This is a genomic window from Acinetobacter sp. YH12131 (genome assembly GCF_013418635.1).
GTDB lineage: Bacteria > Pseudomonadota > Gammaproteobacteria > Pseudomonadales > Moraxellaceae > Acinetobacter > Acinetobacter towneri.
In genome coordinates this window covers 20,798-41,956 of record NZ_VPBQ01000017.1, presented here as the reverse complement: position 1 = coordinate 41,956, position 21,159 = coordinate 20,798, and the positions used below count along the sequence as shown (strand labels likewise).

The 21,159-nt window shown below is 42.3% G+C and carries 20 protein-coding genes; 7 read left to right on the top strand and 13 right to left on the bottom strand.

Annotated features, from left to right (window positions below):
- Nucleotides 1–45: 45 nt before the first annotated feature.
- The 6 genes from FTU66_RS11320 to hflX form a co-directional block, all read right to left on the bottom strand.
- A complete protein-coding gene (locus tag FTU66_RS11320; RefSeq protein ID WP_004972473.1) occupies nucleotides 46–498 on the bottom strand; it encodes a DUF2147 domain-containing protein in 453 nt (150 codons plus the stop codon).
- A gap of 104 nt (nucleotides 499–602) precedes the next feature.
- The gene (locus tag FTU66_RS11315) at nucleotides 603–1,049 is read right to left on the bottom strand and encodes a DUF2147 domain-containing protein (protein ID WP_004972472.1); all 447 of its coding nucleotides are present in this window, start codon (nucleotides 1,047–1,049) and stop codon (nucleotides 603–605) included.
- 201 nt (nucleotides 1,050–1,250) lie between these two features.
- Entirely contained in the window at nucleotides 1,251–1,697 is a 447-nt protein-coding gene (locus FTU66_RS11310; RefSeq protein WP_154321023.1) for a DUF2147 domain-containing protein, read from the bottom strand.
- Between the two features lie 88 nt (nucleotides 1,698–1,785).
- Complete coding sequence (locus FTU66_RS11305) at nucleotides 1,786–2,460, bottom strand: LrgB family protein (protein ID WP_154321022.1); 675 nt, start codon at nucleotides 2,458–2,460, stop codon at nucleotides 1,786–1,788.
- Nucleotides 2,461–2,469: 9 nt separating this feature from the next.
- Nucleotides 2,470–2,841 (bottom strand): hypothetical protein, encoded by a 372-nt coding sequence (locus FTU66_RS11300; protein ID WP_004972466.1) that lies wholly within the window; start codon nucleotides 2,839–2,841, stop codon nucleotides 2,470–2,472.
- Between the two features lie 35 nt (nucleotides 2,842–2,876).
- A complete protein-coding gene (gene hflX / locus FTU66_RS11295) occupies nucleotides 2,877–4,217 on the bottom strand; it encodes a ribosome rescue GTPase HflX (protein ID WP_179996308.1) in 1,341 nt (446 codons plus the stop codon).
- A 292-nt stretch (nucleotides 4,218–4,509) separates the two neighbouring features.
- On the opposite strand from hflX, the gene FTU66_RS11290 reads away from it, so the two are divergent.
- Entirely contained in the window at nucleotides 4,510–5,328 is an 819-nt protein-coding gene (locus FTU66_RS11290; protein ID WP_096901584.1) for a 1-acyl-sn-glycerol-3-phosphate acyltransferase, read from the top strand.
- A gap of 97 nt (nucleotides 5,329–5,425) precedes the next feature.
- On the opposite strand, the gene FTU66_RS11285 is transcribed toward FTU66_RS11290, so the two are convergent.
- The gene (locus tag FTU66_RS11285; protein WP_228291705.1) at nucleotides 5,426–7,036 is read right to left on the bottom strand and encodes a phospholipase D family protein; all 1,611 of its coding nucleotides are present in this window, start codon (nucleotides 7,034–7,036) and stop codon (nucleotides 5,426–5,428) included.
- A gap of 176 nt (nucleotides 7,037–7,212) precedes the next feature.
- Between FTU66_RS11285 and FTU66_RS11280 the strand changes: the two genes are divergently transcribed.
- Nucleotides 7,213–8,223 (top strand): metallophosphoesterase, encoded by a 1,011-nt coding sequence (locus tag FTU66_RS11280; RefSeq protein ID WP_004972462.1) that lies wholly within the window; start codon nucleotides 7,213–7,215, stop codon nucleotides 8,221–8,223.
- Nucleotides 8,224–8,289: 66 nt separating this feature from the next.
- Here the strand turns inward: FTU66_RS11280 and FTU66_RS11275 are convergent, their stop codons facing one another.
- Entirely contained in the window at nucleotides 8,290–9,603 is a 1,314-nt protein-coding gene (locus tag FTU66_RS11275) for an MFS transporter (protein WP_096901571.1), read from the bottom strand.
- A 185-nt stretch (nucleotides 9,604–9,788) separates the two neighbouring features.
- Nucleotides 9,789–10,436 carry a hemolysin III family protein gene (locus tag FTU66_RS11270; RefSeq protein WP_180112814.1) on the bottom strand — a complete coding sequence of 216 codons (648 nt, stop codon included), beginning with the start codon at nucleotides 10,434–10,436 and terminating at the stop codon, nucleotides 9,789–9,791.
- Between the two features lie 170 nt (nucleotides 10,437–10,606).
- Between FTU66_RS11270 and FTU66_RS11265 the strand changes: the two genes are divergently transcribed.
- Both FTU66_RS11265 and FTU66_RS11260 read left to right on the top strand, forming a co-directional pair.
- The gene (locus FTU66_RS11265; protein ID WP_373684825.1) at nucleotides 10,607–11,764 is read left to right on the top strand and encodes an SAM-dependent methyltransferase; all 1,158 of its coding nucleotides are present in this window, start codon (nucleotides 10,607–10,609) and stop codon (nucleotides 11,762–11,764) included.
- A gap of 23 nt (nucleotides 11,765–11,787) precedes the next feature.
- Nucleotides 11,788–12,210 carry a GNAT family N-acetyltransferase gene (locus tag FTU66_RS11260; RefSeq protein WP_004972455.1) on the top strand — a complete coding sequence of 141 codons (423 nt, stop codon included), beginning with the start codon at nucleotides 11,788–11,790 and terminating at the stop codon, nucleotides 12,208–12,210.
- Nucleotides 12,211–12,322: 112 nt separating this feature from the next.
- Here FTU66_RS11260 and FTU66_RS11255 read toward each other — a convergent pair whose 3' ends face one another.
- The 4 genes from FTU66_RS11255 to FTU66_RS11240 form a co-directional block, all read right to left on the bottom strand.
- Nucleotides 12,323–12,655, bottom strand: coding sequence for a hypothetical protein (locus tag FTU66_RS11255; protein WP_004972453.1), 333 nt, complete (start codon nucleotides 12,653–12,655; stop codon nucleotides 12,323–12,325).
- Nucleotides 12,656–12,826: 171 nt separating this feature from the next.
- Nucleotides 12,827–14,962: a 3-hydroxyacyl-CoA dehydrogenase NAD-binding domain-containing protein gene (locus tag FTU66_RS11250; RefSeq protein ID WP_180112813.1), complete on the bottom strand. Its 2,136-nt coding sequence runs from the start codon at nucleotides 14,960–14,962 to the stop codon at nucleotides 12,827–12,829.
- A gap of 11 nt (nucleotides 14,963–14,973) precedes the next feature.
- Nucleotides 14,974–16,179: an acetyl-CoA C-acetyltransferase gene (locus FTU66_RS11245; RefSeq protein WP_096901568.1), complete on the bottom strand. Its 1,206-nt coding sequence runs from the start codon at nucleotides 16,177–16,179 to the stop codon at nucleotides 14,974–14,976.
- 229 nt (nucleotides 16,180–16,408) lie between these two features.
- The gene (locus FTU66_RS11240) at nucleotides 16,409–17,419 is read right to left on the bottom strand and encodes an AraC family transcriptional regulator (RefSeq protein WP_168418875.1); all 1,011 of its coding nucleotides are present in this window, start codon (nucleotides 17,417–17,419) and stop codon (nucleotides 16,409–16,411) included.
- A gap of 209 nt (nucleotides 17,420–17,628) precedes the next feature.
- Between FTU66_RS11240 and FTU66_RS11235 the strand changes: the two genes are divergently transcribed.
- From FTU66_RS11235 to FTU66_RS11225, 3 genes are all read left to right on the top strand, one after another.
- On the top strand, nucleotides 17,629–18,789 hold the full coding sequence (locus FTU66_RS11235; protein ID WP_004972446.1) for a CaiB/BaiF CoA-transferase family protein: 1,161 nt from the start codon (nucleotides 17,629–17,631) through the stop codon (nucleotides 18,787–18,789).
- A gap of 237 nt (nucleotides 18,790–19,026) precedes the next feature.
- Entirely contained in the window at nucleotides 19,027–20,670 is a 1,644-nt protein-coding gene (locus FTU66_RS11230; protein WP_096901566.1) for a nitrite/sulfite reductase, read from the top strand.
- Complete coding sequence (locus FTU66_RS11225) at nucleotides 20,663–21,148, top strand: DUF934 domain-containing protein (protein WP_179989191.1); 486 nt, start codon at nucleotides 20,663–20,665, stop codon at nucleotides 21,146–21,148. Before FTU66_RS11230 ends, FTU66_RS11225 begins: the two co-directional genes overlap by 8 nt.
- The last annotated feature ends 11 nt before the right edge of the window (nucleotides 21,149–21,159 follow it).

Sequence of the window (21,159 nt, the reverse complement as noted above, 5' to 3'; positions counted from 1 at the left end):
ATGAAAATAGCCACCTATTGAGGTGGCTATTTTTTATCTTGAATTTTATTGAATTCGAATCCAAGTTTGACTGCGACCTAGTGTAGATACACCCATATAAGCACGTAAAGTTAAACGTTTACCTGTTGAGTTGAGGCGAATTTTTGCATCGTAAATACGACCTGCCAATGGATCAATTACGCGTCCTTTTTCGTAATTGTTGCTGTTTTTGACTTGTTGTAAGCCTTTTAAAATATCCATCCCTAAAATAGGTTGGTCGGTATAAGGCGCAGGGCATTTATTACAAAGTTCACGTGGGGTATAACCCGGACGCGGGGTTACTTTCACAATTTTACCCGTATAGGTTTGATTGGCTTCTTTACGAATTTCGATGACAGCTTTGGGTGAGCCTGTTTTATCATCAATTTGTTGCCAAGTTCCTGCTAAATCTTGTGCCATCGCCAAAGTGCTTAGACTGCCGAAGATGACGGCTATTCCTAAAGCCAATTTCTGAATCATTTTATTTCCCTTACTCGGTCTTTGCGGCTAGTCTAATCTGTGAATTAACGGACACAAAGTCCCGAGTATCCAGAAAAAATGACCGATGAGACACAATTACTCGCTTATTGTTGGCGAATCCACGTTTGTGTCCGACCAATGGCTGAAATTCCGACGTAACCACGTAAAGTGAGACGTTTATTATTAGATGCTAAACGACCTTTCAGGCTATACATTTTGCCTGTAAGTGGATCTAAAATACGCCCATCGGCATAGTTGTTATTTTCCACATGCTTTAAGCCACTAATAATTTCCAAACCGACCAAAGGTTTGTTGGTATAAGGTGCAGGGCAATTCACACACATAGTTTTTGGGGTATAGCCCGGTCTTGGTGTGACTTTGATAATTTTACCAGTAAAGCTGCCATTTTCAGCTTGGGTAATTTCAATCAGGGCTTTGGGTGAACCTGTTTTGTCATCAATACTTTGCCAGATACCTGTTAGGTCTGCAGCAAATGCTGAACCACTGAAGATTAAGCTTGCAAATACACCCATCAATACATTTTTCTTCATATCAGTTCCTTTGATTGTCGAAAGTTATTACAGAGGTTAATTCAAGATATAAAGCGAGTTGTGGTAAGAGTCAAGAGATTTGAGGAAATTTTTAATCTTAAACTTGCAGGGAAAATGCTGGAAAAGATGTGAAAAATGCCACGAACGTGTGGCATTTTAAGTGAAAAGTGAATTAATTAAGTTGATGGAATAACTTATAAATTAATCACTTTTAATCCAAGTTTGGCTACGTCCTAAAGCAGATACGCCCACATAACCACGCATGGTCAGACGTTTACCATTGCTGCTTAATTTGGCTTTGGTGCTGTAGATATTGCCGTTTAATGGGTCAATAATTTTTCCACCAGAGAAGTTAGTACCACCTGTATGTTTTAAGCCTTTAAGTATATCCATTCCTAAAATAGGTTGGTTGGTATAAGGCGCAGGACAGTTGACACAGGTATCTTTAGGGGTGTAGCCAGGACGAGGGGTAACTTTGACAATTTTAGCCGTATAGGTGCCATTGGCTTCCTGACGAATTTCTAAAATTGCTTTTGATGAACCTGTTTTGTCATCAATATTTTTCCAAGTACCCGTAATATCTTGAGCTAGCGCAAAACTTCCTAACGCTGAGCAGATTAAGGCAACGGTGAGTTTCATCTTGACCATGTTCAATGTTCCTTGTTTTTGGCTAACTGGATATTTCATAGTAAAAAGAAAGTTAAAACTCGACAAGTCTAAATAAGTGATTGCTCAGTCACATTTTTTGTAAATACAGTATAAAAGTTGGCAGCCATACTGCGGTAAATACTGCATTGACGGCCATACCAAAGGCGGCATAACGTCCAGCTACGCTACCTCGTTGCCAAGCTTGGGCGGTACCAATTGCATGCGCAGCCAGACCTAGAGCCAAACCAGAGGCACGTTCATCATTGATGTGTCTTAAAATAAAAGGTGAGAAAGCAGCACCTACAACACCCGATAAAATCACAATCAAGACTGCCAGTTGAATTGGGGCTTCCAAAAGCGTGGCGATATTAATCGCAATCGGCGTGGTCACTGCACGGGTGGCAAATGCCATAATATCGGCACTGGACATATGTAGCGCATAAGCAAGCCCCATCGGCAGCGCCACAGCACTAAGACTGGCAAAGAACAAAATACCTAAAATCGCTTTGAGGGGTAAATCGTCATAACGCATGGCTGCTAGAGGAATGGCGAGTGCAACTGTCACATAGCCCAATAATTGATTAAACAAAGGGTTGGTTTGTGCGACGTAAGTTTCGTATGGAATCCCGAAAAAATACAACAGTAGCAACACAAAACACATGCCAAAGACAATCACAGGGATTTGCGGGACTTTTTGGTTGCAAGGTTTTGCCAGTAAATATGCAACGAGAGTGATTAAAAAACCATATAGAATTGACAGCATTTTAATCTCCTAAAGCCAGCGTTTTGCCATTTTGGCATACAGCCAAAGCGGGATCAGCGTACTGATAAACAACACAATTAAGAAGATTGGAATTTGTTTGCCCATGTGCGTGAGCATAATTAATGAACCCGCGCTGATGGGTAAAAAGGCAAAGGCACTTTCTTTCATGATTTTGTTGTTGGTATCGACCAGACGAGCAGGAATTTTACTGAGTTTGCGCCATGTAAATAATACCGCCAGCAGGCTGAGCAAACCGACTAAATTGCCTAATTCTGGGTGATTAAATTGGGTCATGATCCATACAGAGGCTTCACGAAACACAATAATCAAAAGGAGTGTGCCGATCCATGCTGGCCAATCGATATGTTTTATCCTGCTCATTTTTGATCTTTCATTAAAATTTTACTTATCACGTTTTAACCGATCTGATCGTCAATTTCAAATGCTTCAAGCGGACGTTTAAATTGTTCTGCCTGTGCACCTAAAATTTCGTCTATCGGTAAATGTGCCTGTTTAATCAGTTGTTCCAGTTTATGTGGTGCCATGCTGACTTGTAGATGTAATTGACCTTCATCATCGTACTGTTCTGCCTGAATGACATTGAGCGCATACAGTTGATTGCGCAGTTTGCCATAAGCAGGTTGTAATTTAAGATCAAACTTTTGAATTTGCCCCATCAAACATTCATGTACGGCTTGTTTTAACAAGTCTAAACCTTGCCCTGAATATGCCGATACATAGACACGGTCAGGTTGATGCGGTTTTTCATAGATAATTTTGGCTGTTTCGCCTGAGACATCAATTTTATTGTAAACCCGCAAAATAGGTACATCTGCGCCAATTTCTTTTAGCACACCTTCGACTGCTTCAATTTGTTCCAACACATCGGGGCTGCTTGAATCAATCACATGCAGCAATAAACTGGCTTCTAAGGTTTCTTCCAAAGTTGCTTTAAAAGATTCCACCAAAGAGTGAGATAGGTTTCTTACAAAGCCAACGGTGTCTGCCAATACCAGACGTCCGATGCCATCCCATTCTAAACGCCGTAAAGTAGGGTCAAGCGTAGCAAACAGTTGGTCAGCAGCATAGACATCACTTTGCGCCAAAATATTAAATAAGGTCGATTTGCCTGCGTTGGTATAACCGACCAATGAAACGGTAGGAATGGCGGCTTTTTGCCGAGCCACACGACCTTGTGCACGGGTTTGACGGACTTTATCGAGTTTGGTTTTTAGTTGTCCCATGCGAATACGCAATAAGCGTCGGTCAGTTTCAAGCAAGGTTTCCCCAGGACCACGTAAGCCGATACCGCCTTTTTGACTGTCTAAGTTGCTGCGACTACGCACCAAACGTGAAGATAAATGTTGTAATTGTGCCAATTCGACCTGTAATTTACCTTCGTAAGTGCGGGCGCGTTGAGCAAAAATATCTAAAATGAGTTCGGTACGGTCAACCACACGGCATTGCATCACTTTTTCTAAATTACGTGCCTGTGCAGGACTGAGTGCATGATCAAAAATGACCAAATTGGCGTCGTGTTCTTTGACCAATGCGGCAATTTCTTCGGCTTTGCCTGAGCCAATAAAGAGTTTGGCATCGGGTTTACTACGTTGAGTGTGGACGTGTTGTAAAACTTCTGCACCCGCAGATTCAGCCAAGAGCTGAAATTCTTCGGCATCTAGGTCTTCTAAAATTTGGACAGCGACACTGACCAGTACAACACGCTCGCCATCTTGATGTGGCACAAAATTTTCCACTCAGCGCAATCTCCATGCTAAAGCTATATTCTAGTAGAAAAAATGTTTGTGCAGGGAAATAGATGATTGGATTTTTCCTGCGCCCTGATTTGATGCTATATCAACGTATGTAAACTCAATTATAAGGATGACCCCAATATAGAATTTATCTATTTAGATTTTGCCAAAAGTCGCATGTTTGCATGCAGGTTTCGGTTTTTATTATCAATGCAAGTTCAGATTGAACAGTATAGAATGAGCAAAATATAGACCTTTATACGTTGTTTTGCGTTTAACAATTAGTGATGACCCTATGAACCCAGCTGTTGAAACTCACACATCTCCAATTCATGGTTTTGCAAAGCTTGCTTTGTATAGCAAAAAAGTTCTGGCAACGGCTGGCGCGATTGGTGAAGGGTTCTATTTGGTCTATCGTCATCAATTGTATAAAGACACCAACAACCCGAACAATACGCGCTATGTGCAATATTTTTGCCGTCAATTGTGCAAAGTTTTTAATATTGAAGTGCAAATTCATGGTGAAATTCCGCATGACCCTGCGCTATGGGTCAGTAATCATATTTCGTGGTTAGATGTAGCGGTATTGGGTTCTAGTGCGCGGGTATTTTTTCTGGCCAAAGCTGAAATTGAAAAATGGCCGTTATTGGGTAAGTTAGCCAAAGGTGGGGGGACGCTATTTATTAAGCGTGGCTCTGGCGATTCAGTCAAAATTCGTGAACAAATCACGCAATTTTTAAAACAAGATATTCCTGTATTATTTTTTCCTGAAGCGACCACGTCAGATGGAAGCAAAATTAAAAAAGTGCATGGTCGTATTTTAGGGGCAGCAATTGAAGCCAAACGACCTGTGCAAATTTGTCTGATTTGTTATGTGAATCAGCAAGGTGAGTTAGATACTGTTGCGCCGTTTATTAATGACATGACCTTTGTTGATCATGTGAAAGATGTTTTGGAAATGCCGAAAGTGACAGCGCATTTAATGGCGTTACCTGCAATTGTGGTAGAAGGGCACGATATTGAATCTTTAACTGCTGTGGTACAGGAACGCATGACAGAAGGTTTGGCTGAGTTGCATCGTCAGGTATTAAAACCACAAGTGCTGACATCATAAAACATGCTTAGGCGCATCTTCATGTTAAAGATAGCCTAAGCACATCACATTTTTTTAAGAATAATGGTCATCATCCAACAGCTTCAATATTATGTTGCTACATAAAGCCTTCAATTGGCAGCCATGAGGTAATTTTCATTGTCGCACGTTGATACCATTTCATCCCTGGTTCTTTTTTCAGAATTTGAGTTTCGCCTTGTGGATTTTTCATGTGCCATTGAATGTTTTGCTGTGCATCCAAAACCAGTTTATAAGCATATTTGGACAAATTGACATCCATGGTGTGGTGAACTGAGCGAGCCAATGGCGGACTGTTTAAAATCACCCCAATTTCAGTATTTAAATATGCCGAGCGTGGGTCAAAATTAAACGAACCAATAAATACCTGTTTTTCATCCAATGCCATGAGTTTGGCATGTAAACTAGAACGGCTTAAACCTTTCATACTGACTTTGGCTTTTTTGGAAATTTCGTGCGTATGTGTGTTTAGGTTTTCCATTTCAGGTCGCGCCAAAAACTCATACAGCTGCACGTTATTTGCCAATAAATCTTCTCGATATTTGGCGTAAAAAGCATGCACCACAGGAACATCGTTGGCTTTAAAGGAGTTGGTCAGTACGCGTACCTGAACGCCATCATCCGCCAAGTCTTTTAGTTTTTCTGCCCCCGATTGTTCGGGGACAAAATACGCAGAAATAATATCGACACTACTGCTTGGCTTCTCTAAATGCGTCAGCAATTGAAAGTTGAGATGTTCTTCTTTTGAGGCGCGGTCTTTAATTTTACTCGGCGCATCTTTGACCACTTCAGCACTGACCCAATCGAACTTAATACTATGCGTCATCCACTGTTCAATCGCTTTAGAACGAGTCACCAAATCTAAATAATTTTGTACGGTGGCTTCTTGATCGTGCTGTTCTAATTGCTGTTTTAAGCTTTCATAACGCAAGGTGTAATGTTGTGGATTGACCAATTGCTTGACTGAATAAGCATAGTCATCATTCCAGTATTCATCAAAAGAGTGAATAATTTCATCCGAAGCCGAGCCGACTAACATCACATCGACATCAGAAAATTGATAATTGTCGCTGACGTTATAGTATTGATTGCTCATATTGCGCCCACCAATCAGAGAAATTTGGTTATCGGCAATAAAGCTTTTGTTGTGCATACGACGGTTAATACGCTTCAAATCCAAAATCATGTCCATGGCACGATAATGTCGAAAGCGATATGGATTATACAGTTTGATGTCGATGTTGACGTGTTGATCGAGCGCGAGATAAATGCCTTCCATTTTTTTGGCATTGTTATCATCGACCAATAAGCGGACTTTCACCCCACGATCTGCCGCACGAATAATGGCGTGTAGTGCAAGCGCGCCAATTTTATCGTTATCCCAAATATAATATTGTAAATCTAAAGATTTTTCTGCTTTATTAATCAGATAGATACGTGCTGCTAGGGCTTCGAGCGGATCATACAGGACATGATAACCCGTAAGCTGCGGATATTTTTCGCGTAGCGGCAGTACAATTTTGGCCAAACTGGTTTGATCGGTTGGGGTTTCAAACGCCATCCGGATCGGATGTTCAATCTGTTTGGGCAGCGTGCTACAGCCTGAGAGTGTCAAAACGAAGGCGCAACTCAGCCACAAGACGTTGTGCCGAATATTTTGAAATGGAGCGGATGAGCTGCGGTTTGCCAAATTAAATTCCTTTTTAGCACGAGGAGCAAATAAGTTAAAAATAGGGTTTGAGTATAATTGTCAGCTATGAAAAGATAAATATGACAATACAGATATATGACGTGTGTGGGTTAAATGCGACATCTGGGTTTAGCGCAGCATTGAATAGCAGAAGTATGAAGTAATAGAGAATAAATATGTGGGATAACGATTCAGTCGTGTTGTATTTCTATATGGGTATGGCAATTTTGGCGCTGTGGGCAGTTTCGCAAGCATGGCGCAGTCAGGCCAATACAGAAACCATTCACCCGTTTAAGGCCTTTGTGCATTTGTTGGCATTTTATTTGTCTTACCTGTTGCCGCCTTTGGTTTTTTTTAGTGTCTATGCGGGTATTCAGGGCTATTACTCCATCCACGAAGCGATTTTTGTATTTTTAGTCAGTGCTGTGTTGAGCTATGCGCGTTTTATTGAACCGCATTTGATTCAAGTCAAAACTACCAAATATCAAATTCATGCAGATCGCCGTTTATTAAAGCCTGTCAAAATTGCTTTAATTGCAGATTTACATATTGGCTTGTTTTCTGGGCATGAGCGTCAATTGAAGCAAATTGTGAAAAAACTCAATTTGCAAAACCCCGATATTGTCGTTGTAGCAGGCGACTGGACTTATGAGCCTGAAAATAAATTGGTCGAAGAATTGGCGGTATTAAAAGAAATTTGTGCGCCTGTATATTCGGTAAATGGTAATCATGATGAGCAGTATCCTGGCCCGCCCATTCAAGAGCTGTTAAAAACGGCTTTAGAACAAAATAACGTGATTGATATTGAAGGTAGAATTGTCGAGTTTGATGAGTTTCGTTTGCTCGGTATTGGCGATTTATGGGCAGGTAAAACCGACATGCGCTATATGCCCGATTTACCTCAGGATAAGCCGTGGGTGTTGTTATCACATAACCCCGATACAGTGGATATGGTGCCAAAATTGCCGACACGTCCGTTGATGTTGGCAGGACATACCCATGGTGGGCAGGTTGAACTGCCGTGGCTGACCGATTATGTGATGAAAAAAGTATCTATTTTAGGGCATAAAAAGGGGTTATATCGCCATGATCATGCCGATGTATTTGTGACTGTAGGGACAGGAATGGTCGGTGTTCCTTTTCGTTTTGGTGTGCCGCCCACGATTGATATTATTGAATTATTGTAAGCACCGTCACCATCGCCTACATGAAAAAAACCAGCCGAGGCTGGTTTTTTGATGCAATTTTTGCGCTTAAATTTGATTGTTTACATCATCATGCTTGGTTTCTCGAATCATTAAAAATGCGATTAAAGACAAGATGGATGCTGCACTTAAATAATAACCAACTGCAGCCAAGCCATAAGTGGTGGCAAGTTTGGTGGCAATCAGTGGGGCAAACGATGCGCCAAAAATACCCGCCAAGTTAAAGGTGAGTGCCGAGCCTGTATAGCGTACAGAAGTAGGAAAAATTTCAGACAACACTGTACCAATTGGTCCGTAAGTAAGTCCCATAATTGCCAAGCCAATACACAGGAAAATAAATACAATCCACGTGCTGCCTGAAGCAAGCATATCGGCAAAGAATAAGCCAAAAATTGCAGAGACGATGCACACCGCAATAGAGGTAGTTTTACGTCCAAATTTTTCGGCTAAAACGGCTGAGAGGGGAATAAAAGCAGCAAAACACAATGTGGCTAGTAGTTGAAGTTTTAAGAATTCTTCACGTGAATAACCCAGTTGTTTGGTGCCCCATTGCAAGGCAAATACCGTAGTCAGATAAAACACCACAAAGGTACAAATTGCAGCGATTGTACCGAGCACTAACATTTTAGCGTGTTTTTTAAAGACCTGAATAAATGGCACATTGACTTCTTTTTGTTTATTCAACACTTTTTGGAAGGCAGGCGTTTCATGCAGTTTTAAGCGAATCCATAAACCGACAATCACCAATAAGGCACTCGAAATAAACGGGATGCGCCAGCCCCATGTCATAAAGTCTTGCTCAGACATCAGCGCACCTAAAATAAGGAATGAACCTGTGGCAAGAATAAAACCAATCGGAGCGCCCAATTGTGGGAACATGCCATACCAAGCACGTTTACCTTCAGGGGCATTTTCTGTGGCTAACAGTACTGCTCCCGACCATTCACCGCCCAAGCCTAAACCTTGCCCTAAGCGACACAACGCCAACAGTAATGGCGCGATAATCCCAATTTGTGCATACGTCGGCAGTAAACCAATACAGACTGTAGAAATTCCCATGGTCAATAATGCCGCGACCAAAGTGGCTTTGCGTCCAATCCGATCTCCTAAATGTCCAAATAAAGCTGCGCCAATTGGACGGGCGATAAAGGCAATTGCAAAGGTGGCGAGAGATTGAATGGTTGCCGTCATTGGGTCAGTACTGGTCGGAAAGAACAGATACGGGAAAATAATGACTGCCGCAGTGGCGTAGATATAAAAGTCAAAAAACTCGATGGTGGTACCGACCAAGCTTGCAGTCAGTACTCGAAATTTAGAATTTTGAGTCGGCTGTTCAGCGGCAGCAGTAGATGAAGATGCCATACAGGACCTTATGTAAAGTGAATTTTAAATGAAAGTGCAATTTGGCACAGACCGCACTGGCAGAAAAATAGTAGATACTTCTTGTAGTTATACTTTTTTGAACAAGAAGTCGGTTACAAAACTGCATCCATGAACACCATTCAAATCTGATCGTTTTATCTGTAAGACATGAGCGATATTCAGCGTTAAATCACATACAGATAAATTGCCAGAAAGTGTGCGCCTGCACCAATTAGGACAAATACATGCCAAATTGCGTGGGTATATCTTACGCGTTTTAAGGCATAAAACAATGCACCCACGGTGTAGGCAATGCCGCCAATTAGCAAAAAGGTCAGGGCTTGGCTGCTTAAATAGGCTTGCATATCGTCCATGACCAGAACGGCTAACCAACCCATCACCAAGTAGGCAATTAAAGAAATTTTATGAAAACGGTTGATAAATACCAGTTTAAATAGGGTGCCAATCAGGGCAATAATCCACAGGGCAATTAACAAATATTGTGCTTTTTGAGTAGGAATCGCGATGGATAAAAATGGGGTATAAGTCCCTGAAATTAAATAATAAATTGCGGTGTGATCTAACTTTTTATAAAAATAACGACGGTCTGCTGCGGTTGCCATGTGATACAGCATTGAAGCAGAAAAAAGCAGTACCATGCTTATTGCATAGGCCCACAAACCTAGCCATTGTCCCGTACTTAAATACGCACCTTTAATGATTAAAAGAATACCTGCAATAAATGCCAAAGCCGCACCAACACCATGGCTCAGATAGTTAATCCGTTCTTCTTGCAGGTCATAATCAGACACTAAAGGGGCATTTAATTTCATGGCGAATCTGCTTTAATTTCTTTAATTATACAACTGTATCGTAATTCAATTTTGCTTTTAGGGTAATAACAATTAAACTTGAATTGCAATTTTTTCAGGTTTTTATTATGTCGACTTTGGCTTCTCCCTCTGTGTAGGAACAACAATTCTTAGAGGCTTTTCAGCAAGCCATTGATACACAAAAGCTTGATCGTGTGGTGCTGAGTCAATATAAAGGCGAACTGGAACAATTAGAAAAAATCACCTTACGGGTGATTCAGCTAAATCAAGACACCGTTTTAACTTGTTTGTATCGCCATAAAACGCAGGATATCACCAAAAACTATCCTTTGGCAGAAGCACAGATACAATTGAGTCACTTATTGGCAGATTGTAAACAGGCCAATTTATTTACGACAGATCAGGAAATTCAGCTAAAAAAGAACAAAAAGAAAGCTATGCTCAGCATTAGTAAAACAGCACCGACTATAGCGAAACCGAAAGAACCACAAGGACATGACCGAGAAAAGCAGCGTTATGTCGATCAATCCAGCCCATTTTTACAACACTTGGGGATTAGCGATGCCAAAGCGCAAATTATTCCGAGCATGGCGCGTATATGGAAACAGATTAATAAATTTATTGAAATTTTTTCGGGTGCCTTGGCGCAAATCAAAATTTCGGAAAATACCTTGCGCGTGGTGGATTTTGGTTCAGGCAAAGGCTATTTAACTTTTGCGCTCTATGACTATTTGCAAAAGCAGCAATTTATTCCCTTTGTGACTGGGGAGGAACTAAACCCGAAAATGGTTGAGTTTTGTCAGTCGGTGGCGAGTGCTTCAGACTTTCAGCAGCTAGATTTTTTTCAGGGCGATGTGCGCACCTATCAGCCAGAACATTTAGATGTAATGATTGCTTTGCATGCCTGTGATGTCGCCACCGATTTTGCAATTCATACTGGTATTCGCCTAAATGCACAAATGATTATGTGCGCGCCGTGTTGCCATAAAGAGTTGCGTCCACAATTACAAAGCCCAAGCGTGTTGCAACCGATGCTGCAATTTGGCATTCATGCAGGGCAACAGGCGGAAATGTTAACCGATACCATCCGCGCTTTATTGCTCAAAGCCTATGGTTATGACACCAAAGTTTTTGAGTTTGTCGCTTTAGAACACACCAGTAAAAACAAAATGATTTTAGCAACCAAACGTCAAAATTGGAGTGAACCTGATCAAGCAGTTTTGGCACAAATTCGTGATTTAAAAACCATGTACGGTATTCAAAAACATTCTTTGGAGTTGTTGTTGAACGATCAGTGGGATCAACAGGGCATTGGTTCTAAGTGCTAAGCAAGATGGAACAGGATATAAAGATGCAAGATTATGAAATTCAATCGGGCACTTGGACACAATTTGCTGCAGAGGCCAAATCTATTCGTGAGCAAGTCTTTATTCAGGAACAGCGAATTGCGCCTGAAGATGAGTGGGATGCACAAGATGCAGTTGCCTTGCATTTTGTGGTCTATGCAACTGGACAGGCGATTGCAACAGCACGTTTACTGGAAAATCACAGTATTGGACGGGTCGCAGTGTTGAAATCACAGCGCGGTTTAGGTGTGGGACGTGTTTTAATGCAGCATATTATTCAGGTGGCAAAGCAGCAGCAACGTCCGTGGGTCAAGTTGTCTGCGCAGGAACACGCGATTCCGTTTTATCAAAGTTTGAGTTTTCAGGTTGAGGGTGAGTCGTATTTAGATTGTGGTATTCCGCATGTAGATATGCGATTGATATTTTAAACGAATTGTCGATAGTCCTGATTTTAATCGTGCAAAATAAAAATCGCCATGATGGAATGTGATCATGGCGATTTCTTTTTATAAACTGTATGAACAGAGCCGCTAGCGCATATTAATGTCCATGTGCGGGTGCTGGCTCATGGTTTTCAGGCATATTGGCATGTTCTGTTTCAGTCATACCGTGTGCATCTGCAGTTTCAGCAGCCAAAGCTTCACGTGCTTCACGATCTGCTTGTGCTTTTGCCAATGCTTCTTGTGACATAGCTGGCGCATTTTTAAAGGCGTGTTGCTGAGTATTCTGCTTTTGTTGCTGGCTAGGCATGTAGTCAGGTTCATTCGTGACCGCTAACCAGAAAATAAACATGAAAATTCCACCCAAAATACAGAAAATAAAGAGTGCTTTCCAACCCCAAGGTGATTTTTCAGGAGTAAGGCGTTCGGTCATGTGCATCTACCCAATTTGAATCTAAATCTTAAAATTATGTAACTTTATAACATAAAATGCATGAAAAACGGATTAAATTCTATTTATGCAGGGATATTCATTGTAATTTTGAGCAAATAAAAAGAGGGATGATATATCCCTCCCAGATTGCTTTAAATTTAAAGTTTAGCTTTAAATGCTTTTAGCACCTGCAGCAACACGATCTTGCAAGATTTTAGGTGGGGTAAAACGCTCGCCATATTCAGCAGTAAGTTGCTGTGCTCGTGCCAAAGCCTGTGTTAAACCATATTGATTCAAAAATTGTAAAGCACCACCTGTCCATGCAGGGAAGCCAATGCCAAAAATTGAACCAACATTGGCATCAATGACAGATTCTAAAACACCTTCTTCCAAGCAACGTAAGCTGTCCAGTGCTTGTACAAATAAGAAACGGTTAATCATCTCTTGTTCAGCGATTTCGGTATTTTGATACCAATGACTTAATCCCGACCAAAGCTGTTTTTTACCCTGTTCAGGGTAGTCATAAAAGCCTGCACCTGCAGCTTTGCCTTTACGTGAGAATTGATGAATCATGGTTTGAATGACTTCATCTGCACTCGACAGTGGTCGGTCTTTTCCTTCGGCTTGCAGCGCCTTACGTGCTTCCTGTGCCACGTGTTCAGATAAGGTTAAAGATACTTCATCCTGAATAGCAAGTGGGCCAACAGGCATACCTGCTTTTAAAGCTGCCATTTCAATTTTGGCAGGATGTACGCCTTCTGCCAGTAAGCGCAAGCCTTCCTGCACAAAAGTGCCAAACACCCGACTGGTAAAAAAGCCACGTCTGTCATTGACTACAATCGGTGTTTTACCAATGTGTTGCACAAAGTCATATGCTTTTGCCAAAGTATCGGCAGAGGTGTTTTTTCCTTTAATGATTTCTACCAACGGCATTTTATCGACAGGACTAAAGAAATGCAGGCCAATAAAACGCTGCTGATCTTGCGCCGCTTGGGCAAGCTCACTAATTGGCAAAGTTGAGGTATTGGATGCCATCACACCTTGTTCTGCCAGAAAAACTTCGGCTTCTTGTGTGACTTGCGCCTTGAGTTGAGGATTTTCAAATACCGCCTCAATAATCAAATCACAGCCTTGTAAATCGGCAGCCTGTGCCGTTGGATGAATATTGGCTAAGACTTGTGCTGCTCGCTCTGCACTTATACGACCTTGCGATACTTGTTTATCCAATAGTTTTTGACTGTAAGCTTTGCCTTTTTCAGCTTGTTCGATGGATACATCTTTAAGAACAACCGCAATGCCTTTGCTTGCTGTGGCATAAGCAATGCCTGCGCCCATCATGCCTGCACCTAAAATGCCGACTTTTTGAGTTTGATGCGGTGCAATGCCTTGCGGACGGCCACTGCCCGATTTAATCGCATTCAGCCCATGCCAAAAGGTGCCAATCATATTTTTAGAAATTTGACCTGTTGCGAGCTGGGTAAAATAGCGAGATTCAATGCGTAAGGCTGTATCGACATCAACCTGCGCACCTTCTACTGCTGCACTCAAAATTGCTTCAGGCGCAGGGTAACAGCCTTTGGTTTTGTCGCGTAGCATGGCAGGAGCAATGGAAAGCATTTGCGCGACAGCAGGTGTAGATGGTGTTCCCCCAGGGATTTTATAGCCTTTGACATCAAATACTTGTTGTGATTGAGGATGTGCAAGAATCCAGTCTTGGGCTTTGCTGAGTAATTCTGTTTCATTTTCAGCAAGATCATGGATTAAACCTAAACTTTGTGCTTTTTCCACACTCAGCTGTTTGCCTTCCATCAACAGCGGCAGGGCAGTTTGTAAACCCAATAAACGTACCATCCGCACAATACCACCGCCACCAGGCAATAAACCTAAAGTCACTTCGGGTAAACCAAACTTGGTTTTTGCATCACGAATTGCAATACGATGATGACAGCACAGAGCAAGTTCCCATCCGCCGCCGAGTGCCGTGCCATTTAAGGCAGCTACCACAGGAATACCACGGGTTTCAATATAACGCAGCTGTGCTTTTAGGTTTTCAATCATCTGAAAAAATGAGCTGGCATGCTCAGGCTGTACTTGAATCAACTCATCTAAGTCACCGCCTGCAAAAAAGGTTTTTTTTGCAGAGGCGAAAATGATTCCCGCCACTTGTTCGTCTGCTTTTAACTTTTGTACCACTTGCGCTAATGCATCTCTAAAGTCAGCATTCATGGTGTTGGCAGATTGATTTGGTGAGTCAAAGGTTAGAATGACAATGTTATCGGCATTTTTATAATAGTGAATGGCGCTCATTTTTATACTCCTTATACTCGCTCAATAATGGTGGCAATTCCCATCCCACCGCCTACACATAATGTAGCCATGCCGCGTTTTTTATCTTGTCGTTCTAGCTCGTCCAGTAAGGTGCCTAAAATCATGGCACCTGTAGCGCCAAGTGGATGACCCAAGGCAATAGCACCACCATTCACATTGACTTTGGCGGGATCAACCTGAAGTTCTGTAATAAAACGCAGAACCACGGCTGCAAAGGCTTCATTGACTTCAAACAGATCAATATCTTCAATGTTCAGTCCTGCTTTGGCTAAGGCTTTGCGTGCTGCAGGCGCGGGTCCTGTGAGCATAATGGCAGGGTCTGTGCCAACCAGTGCGGTAGCAAGCACTTTGGCGCGTGGTTTTAAGTTGTGTTGTTGTACCGCTTGTTCCGATGCAATCAAGACCAATGCCGCGCCATCAACAATACCTGATGAATTGCCTGCATGATGCACATGATTGACTTGTCCTGCTTCAGGATATTTTTGCAGGGCAATCGCATCAAAACCCATTTGTCCCATATTGGCAAAACTCGGCTTGAGCTGTGCCAAGCTTTCAGCCGTGGTCTGTGGTTTGATAAATTCATCTTGTGCCAAAATCACCACACCTGCCTGATCTTTGACAGGTACAATCGAGCGCTCGAAATGTCCCTGTGCTTGTGCTGCTGCGGCTTTGTGCTGTGATGCTGCTGCAAATTGATCGACTTCTGTACGGCTATAGCCATCGAGTGTGGCAATTAAGTCAGCGCCAATACCTTGTGGAATAAAGTCACAAGCCATATTGGTTTCAGGGTCGAATGCCCAAGCACCACCATCGGAACCCATTGCCACGCGTGACATAGATTCCACACCACCTGCAACGATTAAATCTTCCCAACCCGAACGAACTTTTTGCGCTGCGAGGTTCACGGCTTCTAAACCTGAGGCACAAAAGCGGTTGATTTGTACCCCAGCAACATCATTGTCCCAACCTGCGGCAATCGCTGCGGTTTTGGCAATATCTGCACCCTGATCGCCAATTGGTGTGACACAACCCAAAACAATATCGTCTACTTGTGAGGTGTCTAGGTTGTGTCGTTGTTGCAATTCATTCAATAAGGTTGTGAGTAGGCGAATGGGTTTAACTTCGTGTAATGCGCCATCTTTTTTTCCTTTGCCGCGCGGAGTGCGAATAGCATCAATGATGTAGGCCTCGCTCATAATCAATCCCTTGTCGATAGTTTTCTTTATGATTGCTTTTGAGTGTAATCTGAAAATTTTGAAGTGCAATGACGAGAACGGTACAGGTCAGTGAGGTTTTTTGCTAATTGGGATGACGCAGTAATTTGGCAGAAAGATTGAAACTATAATAGAGCGATAAAAAAAGCCCTTGCGGTGTGCAAGGGCAATCGATTGGAATTACGAGTTATTGTGAATTGTCGATTCTAAATTAATGATAACCGTGCAACTGACGGTATAAACCAGGTGTGACGCCAGTCCACTTTTTGAAAGCACGGTGGAAAGTACTGGTTTCGCTAAAGCCAACTTGTTGTGCCACATCTTCAAGGGTAAGTTCAGGATTCAGCAATAGGTGAATCGCGGCATCACGGCGTAATGCATCTTTTACCCCTTGATAGCTTTTACCTTCTGCAGCCAAACGACGACGCAAGGTTTGTGGCGATAGGTACAGCATGGATGCAACATCGTTCAAGGTTGGCATTTCTTCGCCAATTTGGCTCTTTAACACGTCACGAATACGCGAAGTTAAAGAATTGGTGTTTTTGAATTTCACCAACAATTGCGCAGGCGCGGTTTTTAAGAATTCGTCTAAGGTTTCTTGGGTTTGACGAATTGGTAAATCCAAGTAGTCGGCAGCAAAGGTAATTTCGGTGCGTGGCATGTCAAATTGCATGACAGGCGCAAAGAACAGCGCATCGTATTCATCTGCATGTGCAGGACGTGGATAGCCAAAATGTACGCGCTCCAAAGGCAGGCGACGTTCAATCAGCCAAGAGGCCAAGCCGTGCCAAATCATTAACATGCTTTCAGTAATGAAGTGATCAGGGTCCATAGATTGTGGAATAGTCGGCACTAGACGTGCTTCGTGTTTGTCACGTTCTAAGGTCACAGACCAGTCATCACCAAAAAGTTTGTAGAATTGAGAGGAGAGTTCTAAGGCATCGCCCAGTGTTTTGGCGTGAATCACCAATTGACACATAATTGCGAATGTTCCTAAACGACGTGGTTGGCTGTCAAAGCCAACGTGCTCGTCTTGAGTCACCATCCACAACATTTTTATAAAGCGCGTGTATTGTTCAGGTGAAATACGTGCTTTCGGTTGGCGCAGCAGTTCCGCCTCAATACCGACATGAGATAATAAGGTTTCGACATCCATACCGAGTCGCTTAACACCCGTGAGCGCTGCATTTACAAAATGGATACTAATGGTATCTCTGCTCATGTTAAATCCTTCAGTCTCTTTTGTATTCACGTAAGCTTGACCTAAATGACGCTAAAAATTGAAATTGGCAATTTACAATACCAATTTTACTTATTTTACATAATAAATTGCCGAAATGATCAAGGTAAATGGCTGAACATGACATTGTGTTACAGTTTTGCTGTTTATAAGATGAACGGAAAATCAGTAAAAATCGAGTAATCACAACAATGACACATGCACTGAGCGGTTTAAAAGTTTTAGATTTTTCTACCTTATTGCCCGGCCCTTTTGCCAGTTTGTATTTGGCGGATATGGGTGCAGAGGTGATTCATATTGAATCGGCAACCCGTCCTGACTTAATTCGTTTATTTCCGCCCTATGCCAATGGACAAGCGACTTCGCACAGTTATTTGAATCGGAATAAACAGTCAATTACTTTGGATTTAAAATCCCCCGAAAGTATTCAGCTTATTCACGATAAAATTGCCGAATTCGATATTGTATTGGAACAGTTTAGACCAGGCGTGATGCAGCGTTTAGGGCTGGACTATGCCAGCTTGGCAAAAATTAATCCGCGACTGATCTATTGTTCCATCACAGGTTATGGACAAACAGGCGATTATCAACAAAGGGCAGGACATGACATCAACTATTTAGCCTTGTCTGGCATTGCGGGGCATAGTGGACGGCAAGCGGGTGGGCCGCCACCGCTCGGGATTCAAGTGGCCGATGTAGCAGGTGGATCATTGCATGCTTTGGTGGCGATTTTAAGTGCAGTGATAGAACGTCAGCGCAGTGGTTTAGGGCAGTATATTGATATTTCGATGACCGATTGCGCTGCGACTTTAAACAATATGGCCGCTTCAGCAGTTTTGGCGGCACAGGTTCCTCAATATGCTGAGCAATCTTACTTAAATGGTGGCACCTATTATGACTATTATGAAACAGCAGATGGCCGTTATCTTTCAGTCGGTAGTTTAGAGCCGCAGTTTATGCAGGGTTTGGCACAGATTTTAAACTTACCGATACTTTTGGAAAAAGGGGCATCTTTAGATCCGCAAGAGCGCTTGCAAGTCAAACACGCTATTCAAGATAAAATTAAAACACAAAGTTTTGCCACATGGCAGCAGGTATTCGCGCAATATGATGTCTGCGTTGAACCTGTATTCACTTTAGATGAAGCCTTACATTCACCTTTGGCACAGCAACGCGGTTGGACAGTAGAAGTTCCTATTCAGCAGAATGCCGAAAAAACTGAAACTCAGTTGGCGTGTCCAATTAAATTTTCACGTTCTCAAATGCGTTACGATTATATCGGGCAGGCTTTGGGTGCAGGGCAGTGGTCATCTCAGATTAAAAATCAGGATGAAGATGAAGCCAAGTCGTAATTTCAGGTAATCAATAATAGATCGAATAGATGCTATAGCAGAAAAAGTGCTAAAGCATGCACTATTTTGTGATAGCTCTATAAAAAGCCTGTAAATTTTGGCAAAGGCTTACAGGCTGTGATGTTGCAATGGCTTATCAATAAAACCGCTAAGAAATATGTAAAAAACACATTTTGTTGATAGATTGAATCTCGCTATGCTGTCAGCCGTGATAATAGAAATGACTAGCTGTACGCCATGTATTTATATACTGATTTCGATCAGCAACTGATTAATGAACGTGTTGCACAGTTCCGCGACCAAACGGAACGTTATTTAGCAGGCAAATTGACTGAGGATGAATATCGTCCATTGCGTCTGCAAAATGGTTTGTATGTACAACGCTATGCGCCAATGTTGCGTATTGCGGTGCCTTACGGTCTGATGAACTCTAAGCAATTGCGTAAAGTTGCGCAGCTTGCCAAAGACTATGACCGTGGCTATGCGCACGTATCAACACGTCAAAATATTCAGTTTAACTGGCCTGCACTGGAAAATGTGCCTGACATGCTGGCAGAGCTTGCAACCGTACAAATGCACGCAATTCAGACTTCGGGTAACTGTATTCGTAATACCACCACAGACCAGTATGCAGGTGTCGTGGCGGGCGAAATTGCTGACCCACGTCCAACCTGTGAATTAATTCGTCAGTGGTCGACTTTCCACCCTGAATTTGCCTTCTTGCCACGTAAATTCAAAATTGCGGTGTCTGCACTGGAAGAAATTGACCGTGCTGCGACTGCATTTCATGACATTGGCGTCTATATTGTTAAAAATGAAGCAGGCGAAATTGGCTATAAAATTAAAGTTGGTGGCGGCTTAGGTCGTACTCCAATTATCGGTAGCTTTATTCGTGAGTTCTTGCCACGTGAAGATTTGATTGCTTACTTAGAAGCTATTTTACGTGTTTATAACTTGCATGGTCGTCGCGACAATAAATATAAAGCACGTATCAAAATTTTGGTAAAAGCCTTAACTCCAGCAGTATTTGCAGAAAAAGTTGAAGCTGAATTTGCACATACGGTGAAAACCTTAAAAATTGATGCAGAAACTTTGCAAAAAATGGATAAAAACTTCACGCCATTTGCTTATCAAAACTATGCCGATGAAGATTTTAGCGAGCTGTTTGCGCAGTATCCAAAATTCAAGCAATGGTTCAACATCAACACCAATGCGCACAAAGTACAAGGCTATCGTATTGTCACCATTTCATTGAAACGTGCAGGTGTTGCACCGGGTGACATGACGACAGAAGAAATGAATCTGATTGCAGATTTAGCCGATCAATATACCTTTGGTGAGTTGCGTACCACGCATGAGCAAAATATTGCTTTGGTAGATGTGCCACAAAAAGACCTGTTTGCATTGTGGCAAGTGCTCGATGCCAATAACTTGGCGCGCGCGCATATTGGCTTTATTACCGATATTATTTGCTGTCCGGGTGGTGATTTCTGTTCACTTGCCAATGCCAAATCTATTCCAATTTCAGAAGCCATTTCACGCCGTTTTGATGATTTGGATACCATTTATAATCTTGGCAAACTGGATTTAAATATTTCAGGTTGTATGAACGCTTGTGGTCATCACCACGTTGGTAATATCGGGATTTTAGGTGTCGATAAAAAAGGCGCGGAATTCTACCAAATCACTTTGGGCGGGCATGCAGACCATGATGCGTCAATCGGTGATATTTTAGGGCCATCTTTTGCTGCTGAAGTGATTCCTGATGTGGTGGAAGAAATTTTAAATACCTACTTAGATTTGCGTAGTGAAGGTGAAGACTTCATCGACACTTATCGCCGTGTCGGCATTCAACCATTTAAGGAGCGCGCTTATGCTTAATACTGCACTACCTGTGCTCGCGAAAGATGGCACGATTACAGACAATACTTATCAAGTGATTGCTGAAGATGCAGCATTACCGCAAGGTGATGTGGTGCTCAGCGTTGAACAGCTTGATCAGTTGGCACAAATTTCAGGTAAAAAAGCCCTATATTTAACGGTAGATGCTTCGCCTGAAAACCATGAATTTCCATTGGCAGAACTGGATGCAATTTTTATTGAATTTTCAGGTTTTAACGATGGCCGTGGTTATTCTTTTGCGGCATTGTTACGCCGTCAAGGCTTTCAGGGTGAACTTCGCGCAGTCGGTGATGTCTTTAAAGACGTCTTAAATTATATGAAGCGTGCAGGTTTCGATACTTTCGTGATTAAAGAAGGTAAAGATGTGCAAGAAGCTGCAGCAGGTTTGGCGGACTTTACCCATCCTTATCAAGCTTCTACCGCAGTGCCAAAACCAAATTATCAAACAGGTGCGTAATATATTGATGA

Bases quoted from the DNA above. Each gene is read 5' to 3' on its own strand.
- FTU66_RS11320 (WP_004972473.1), bottom strand. From the start codon at position 498: ATGATTCAGAAATTGGCTTTAGGAATAGCCGTCATCTTCGGCAGTCTA.
- FTU66_RS11315 (WP_004972472.1), bottom strand. From the start codon at position 1,049: ATGAAGAAAAATGTATTGATGGGTGTATTTGCAAGCTTAATCTTCAGT.
- FTU66_RS11310 (WP_154321023.1), bottom strand. From the start codon at position 1,697: ATGGTCAAGATGAAACTCACCGTTGCCTTAATCTGCTCAGCGTTAGGA.
- FTU66_RS11305 (WP_154321022.1), bottom strand. From the start codon at position 2,460: ATGCTGTCAATTCTATATGGTTTTTTAATCACTCTCGTTGCATATTTA.
- FTU66_RS11300 (WP_004972466.1), bottom strand. From the start codon at position 2,841: ATGAGCAGGATAAAACATATCGATTGGCCAGCATGGATCGGCACACTC.
- FTU66_RS11290 (WP_096901584.1), top strand. From the start codon at position 4,510: ATGAACCCAGCTGTTGAAACTCACACATCTCCAATTCATGGTTTTGCA.
- FTU66_RS11280 (WP_004972462.1), top strand. From the start codon at position 7,213: ATGTGGGATAACGATTCAGTCGTGTTGTATTTCTATATGGGTATGGCA.
- FTU66_RS11275 (WP_096901571.1), bottom strand. From the start codon at position 9,603: ATGGCATCTTCATCTACTGCTGCCGCTGAACAGCCGACTCAAAATTCT.
- FTU66_RS11270 (WP_180112814.1), bottom strand. From the start codon at position 10,436: ATGAAATTAAATGCCCCTTTAGTGTCTGATTATGACCTGCAAGAAGAA.
- FTU66_RS11260 (WP_004972455.1), top strand. From the start codon at position 11,788: ATGCAAGATTATGAAATTCAATCGGGCACTTGGACACAATTTGCTGCA.
- FTU66_RS11255 (WP_004972453.1), bottom strand. From the start codon at position 12,655: ATGACCGAACGCCTTACTCCTGAAAAATCACCTTGGGGTTGGAAAGCA.
- FTU66_RS11250 (WP_180112813.1), bottom strand. From the start codon at position 14,962: ATGAGCGCCATTCACTATTATAAAAATGCCGATAACATTGTCATTCTA.
- FTU66_RS11245 (WP_096901568.1), bottom strand. From the start codon at position 16,179: ATGAGCGAGGCCTACATCATTGATGCTATTCGCACTCCGCGCGGCAAA.
- FTU66_RS11240 (WP_168418875.1), bottom strand. From the start codon at position 17,419: ATGAGCAGAGATACCATTAGTATCCATTTTGTAAATGCAGCGCTCACG.
- FTU66_RS11235 (WP_004972446.1), top strand. From the start codon at position 17,629: ATGACACATGCACTGAGCGGTTTAAAAGTTTTAGATTTTTCTACCTTA.
- FTU66_RS11230 (WP_096901566.1), top strand. From the start codon at position 19,027: ATGTATTTATATACTGATTTCGATCAGCAACTGATTAATGAACGTGTT.
- FTU66_RS11225 (WP_179989191.1), top strand. From the start codon at position 20,663: ATGCTTAATACTGCACTACCTGTGCTCGCGAAAGATGGCACGATTACA.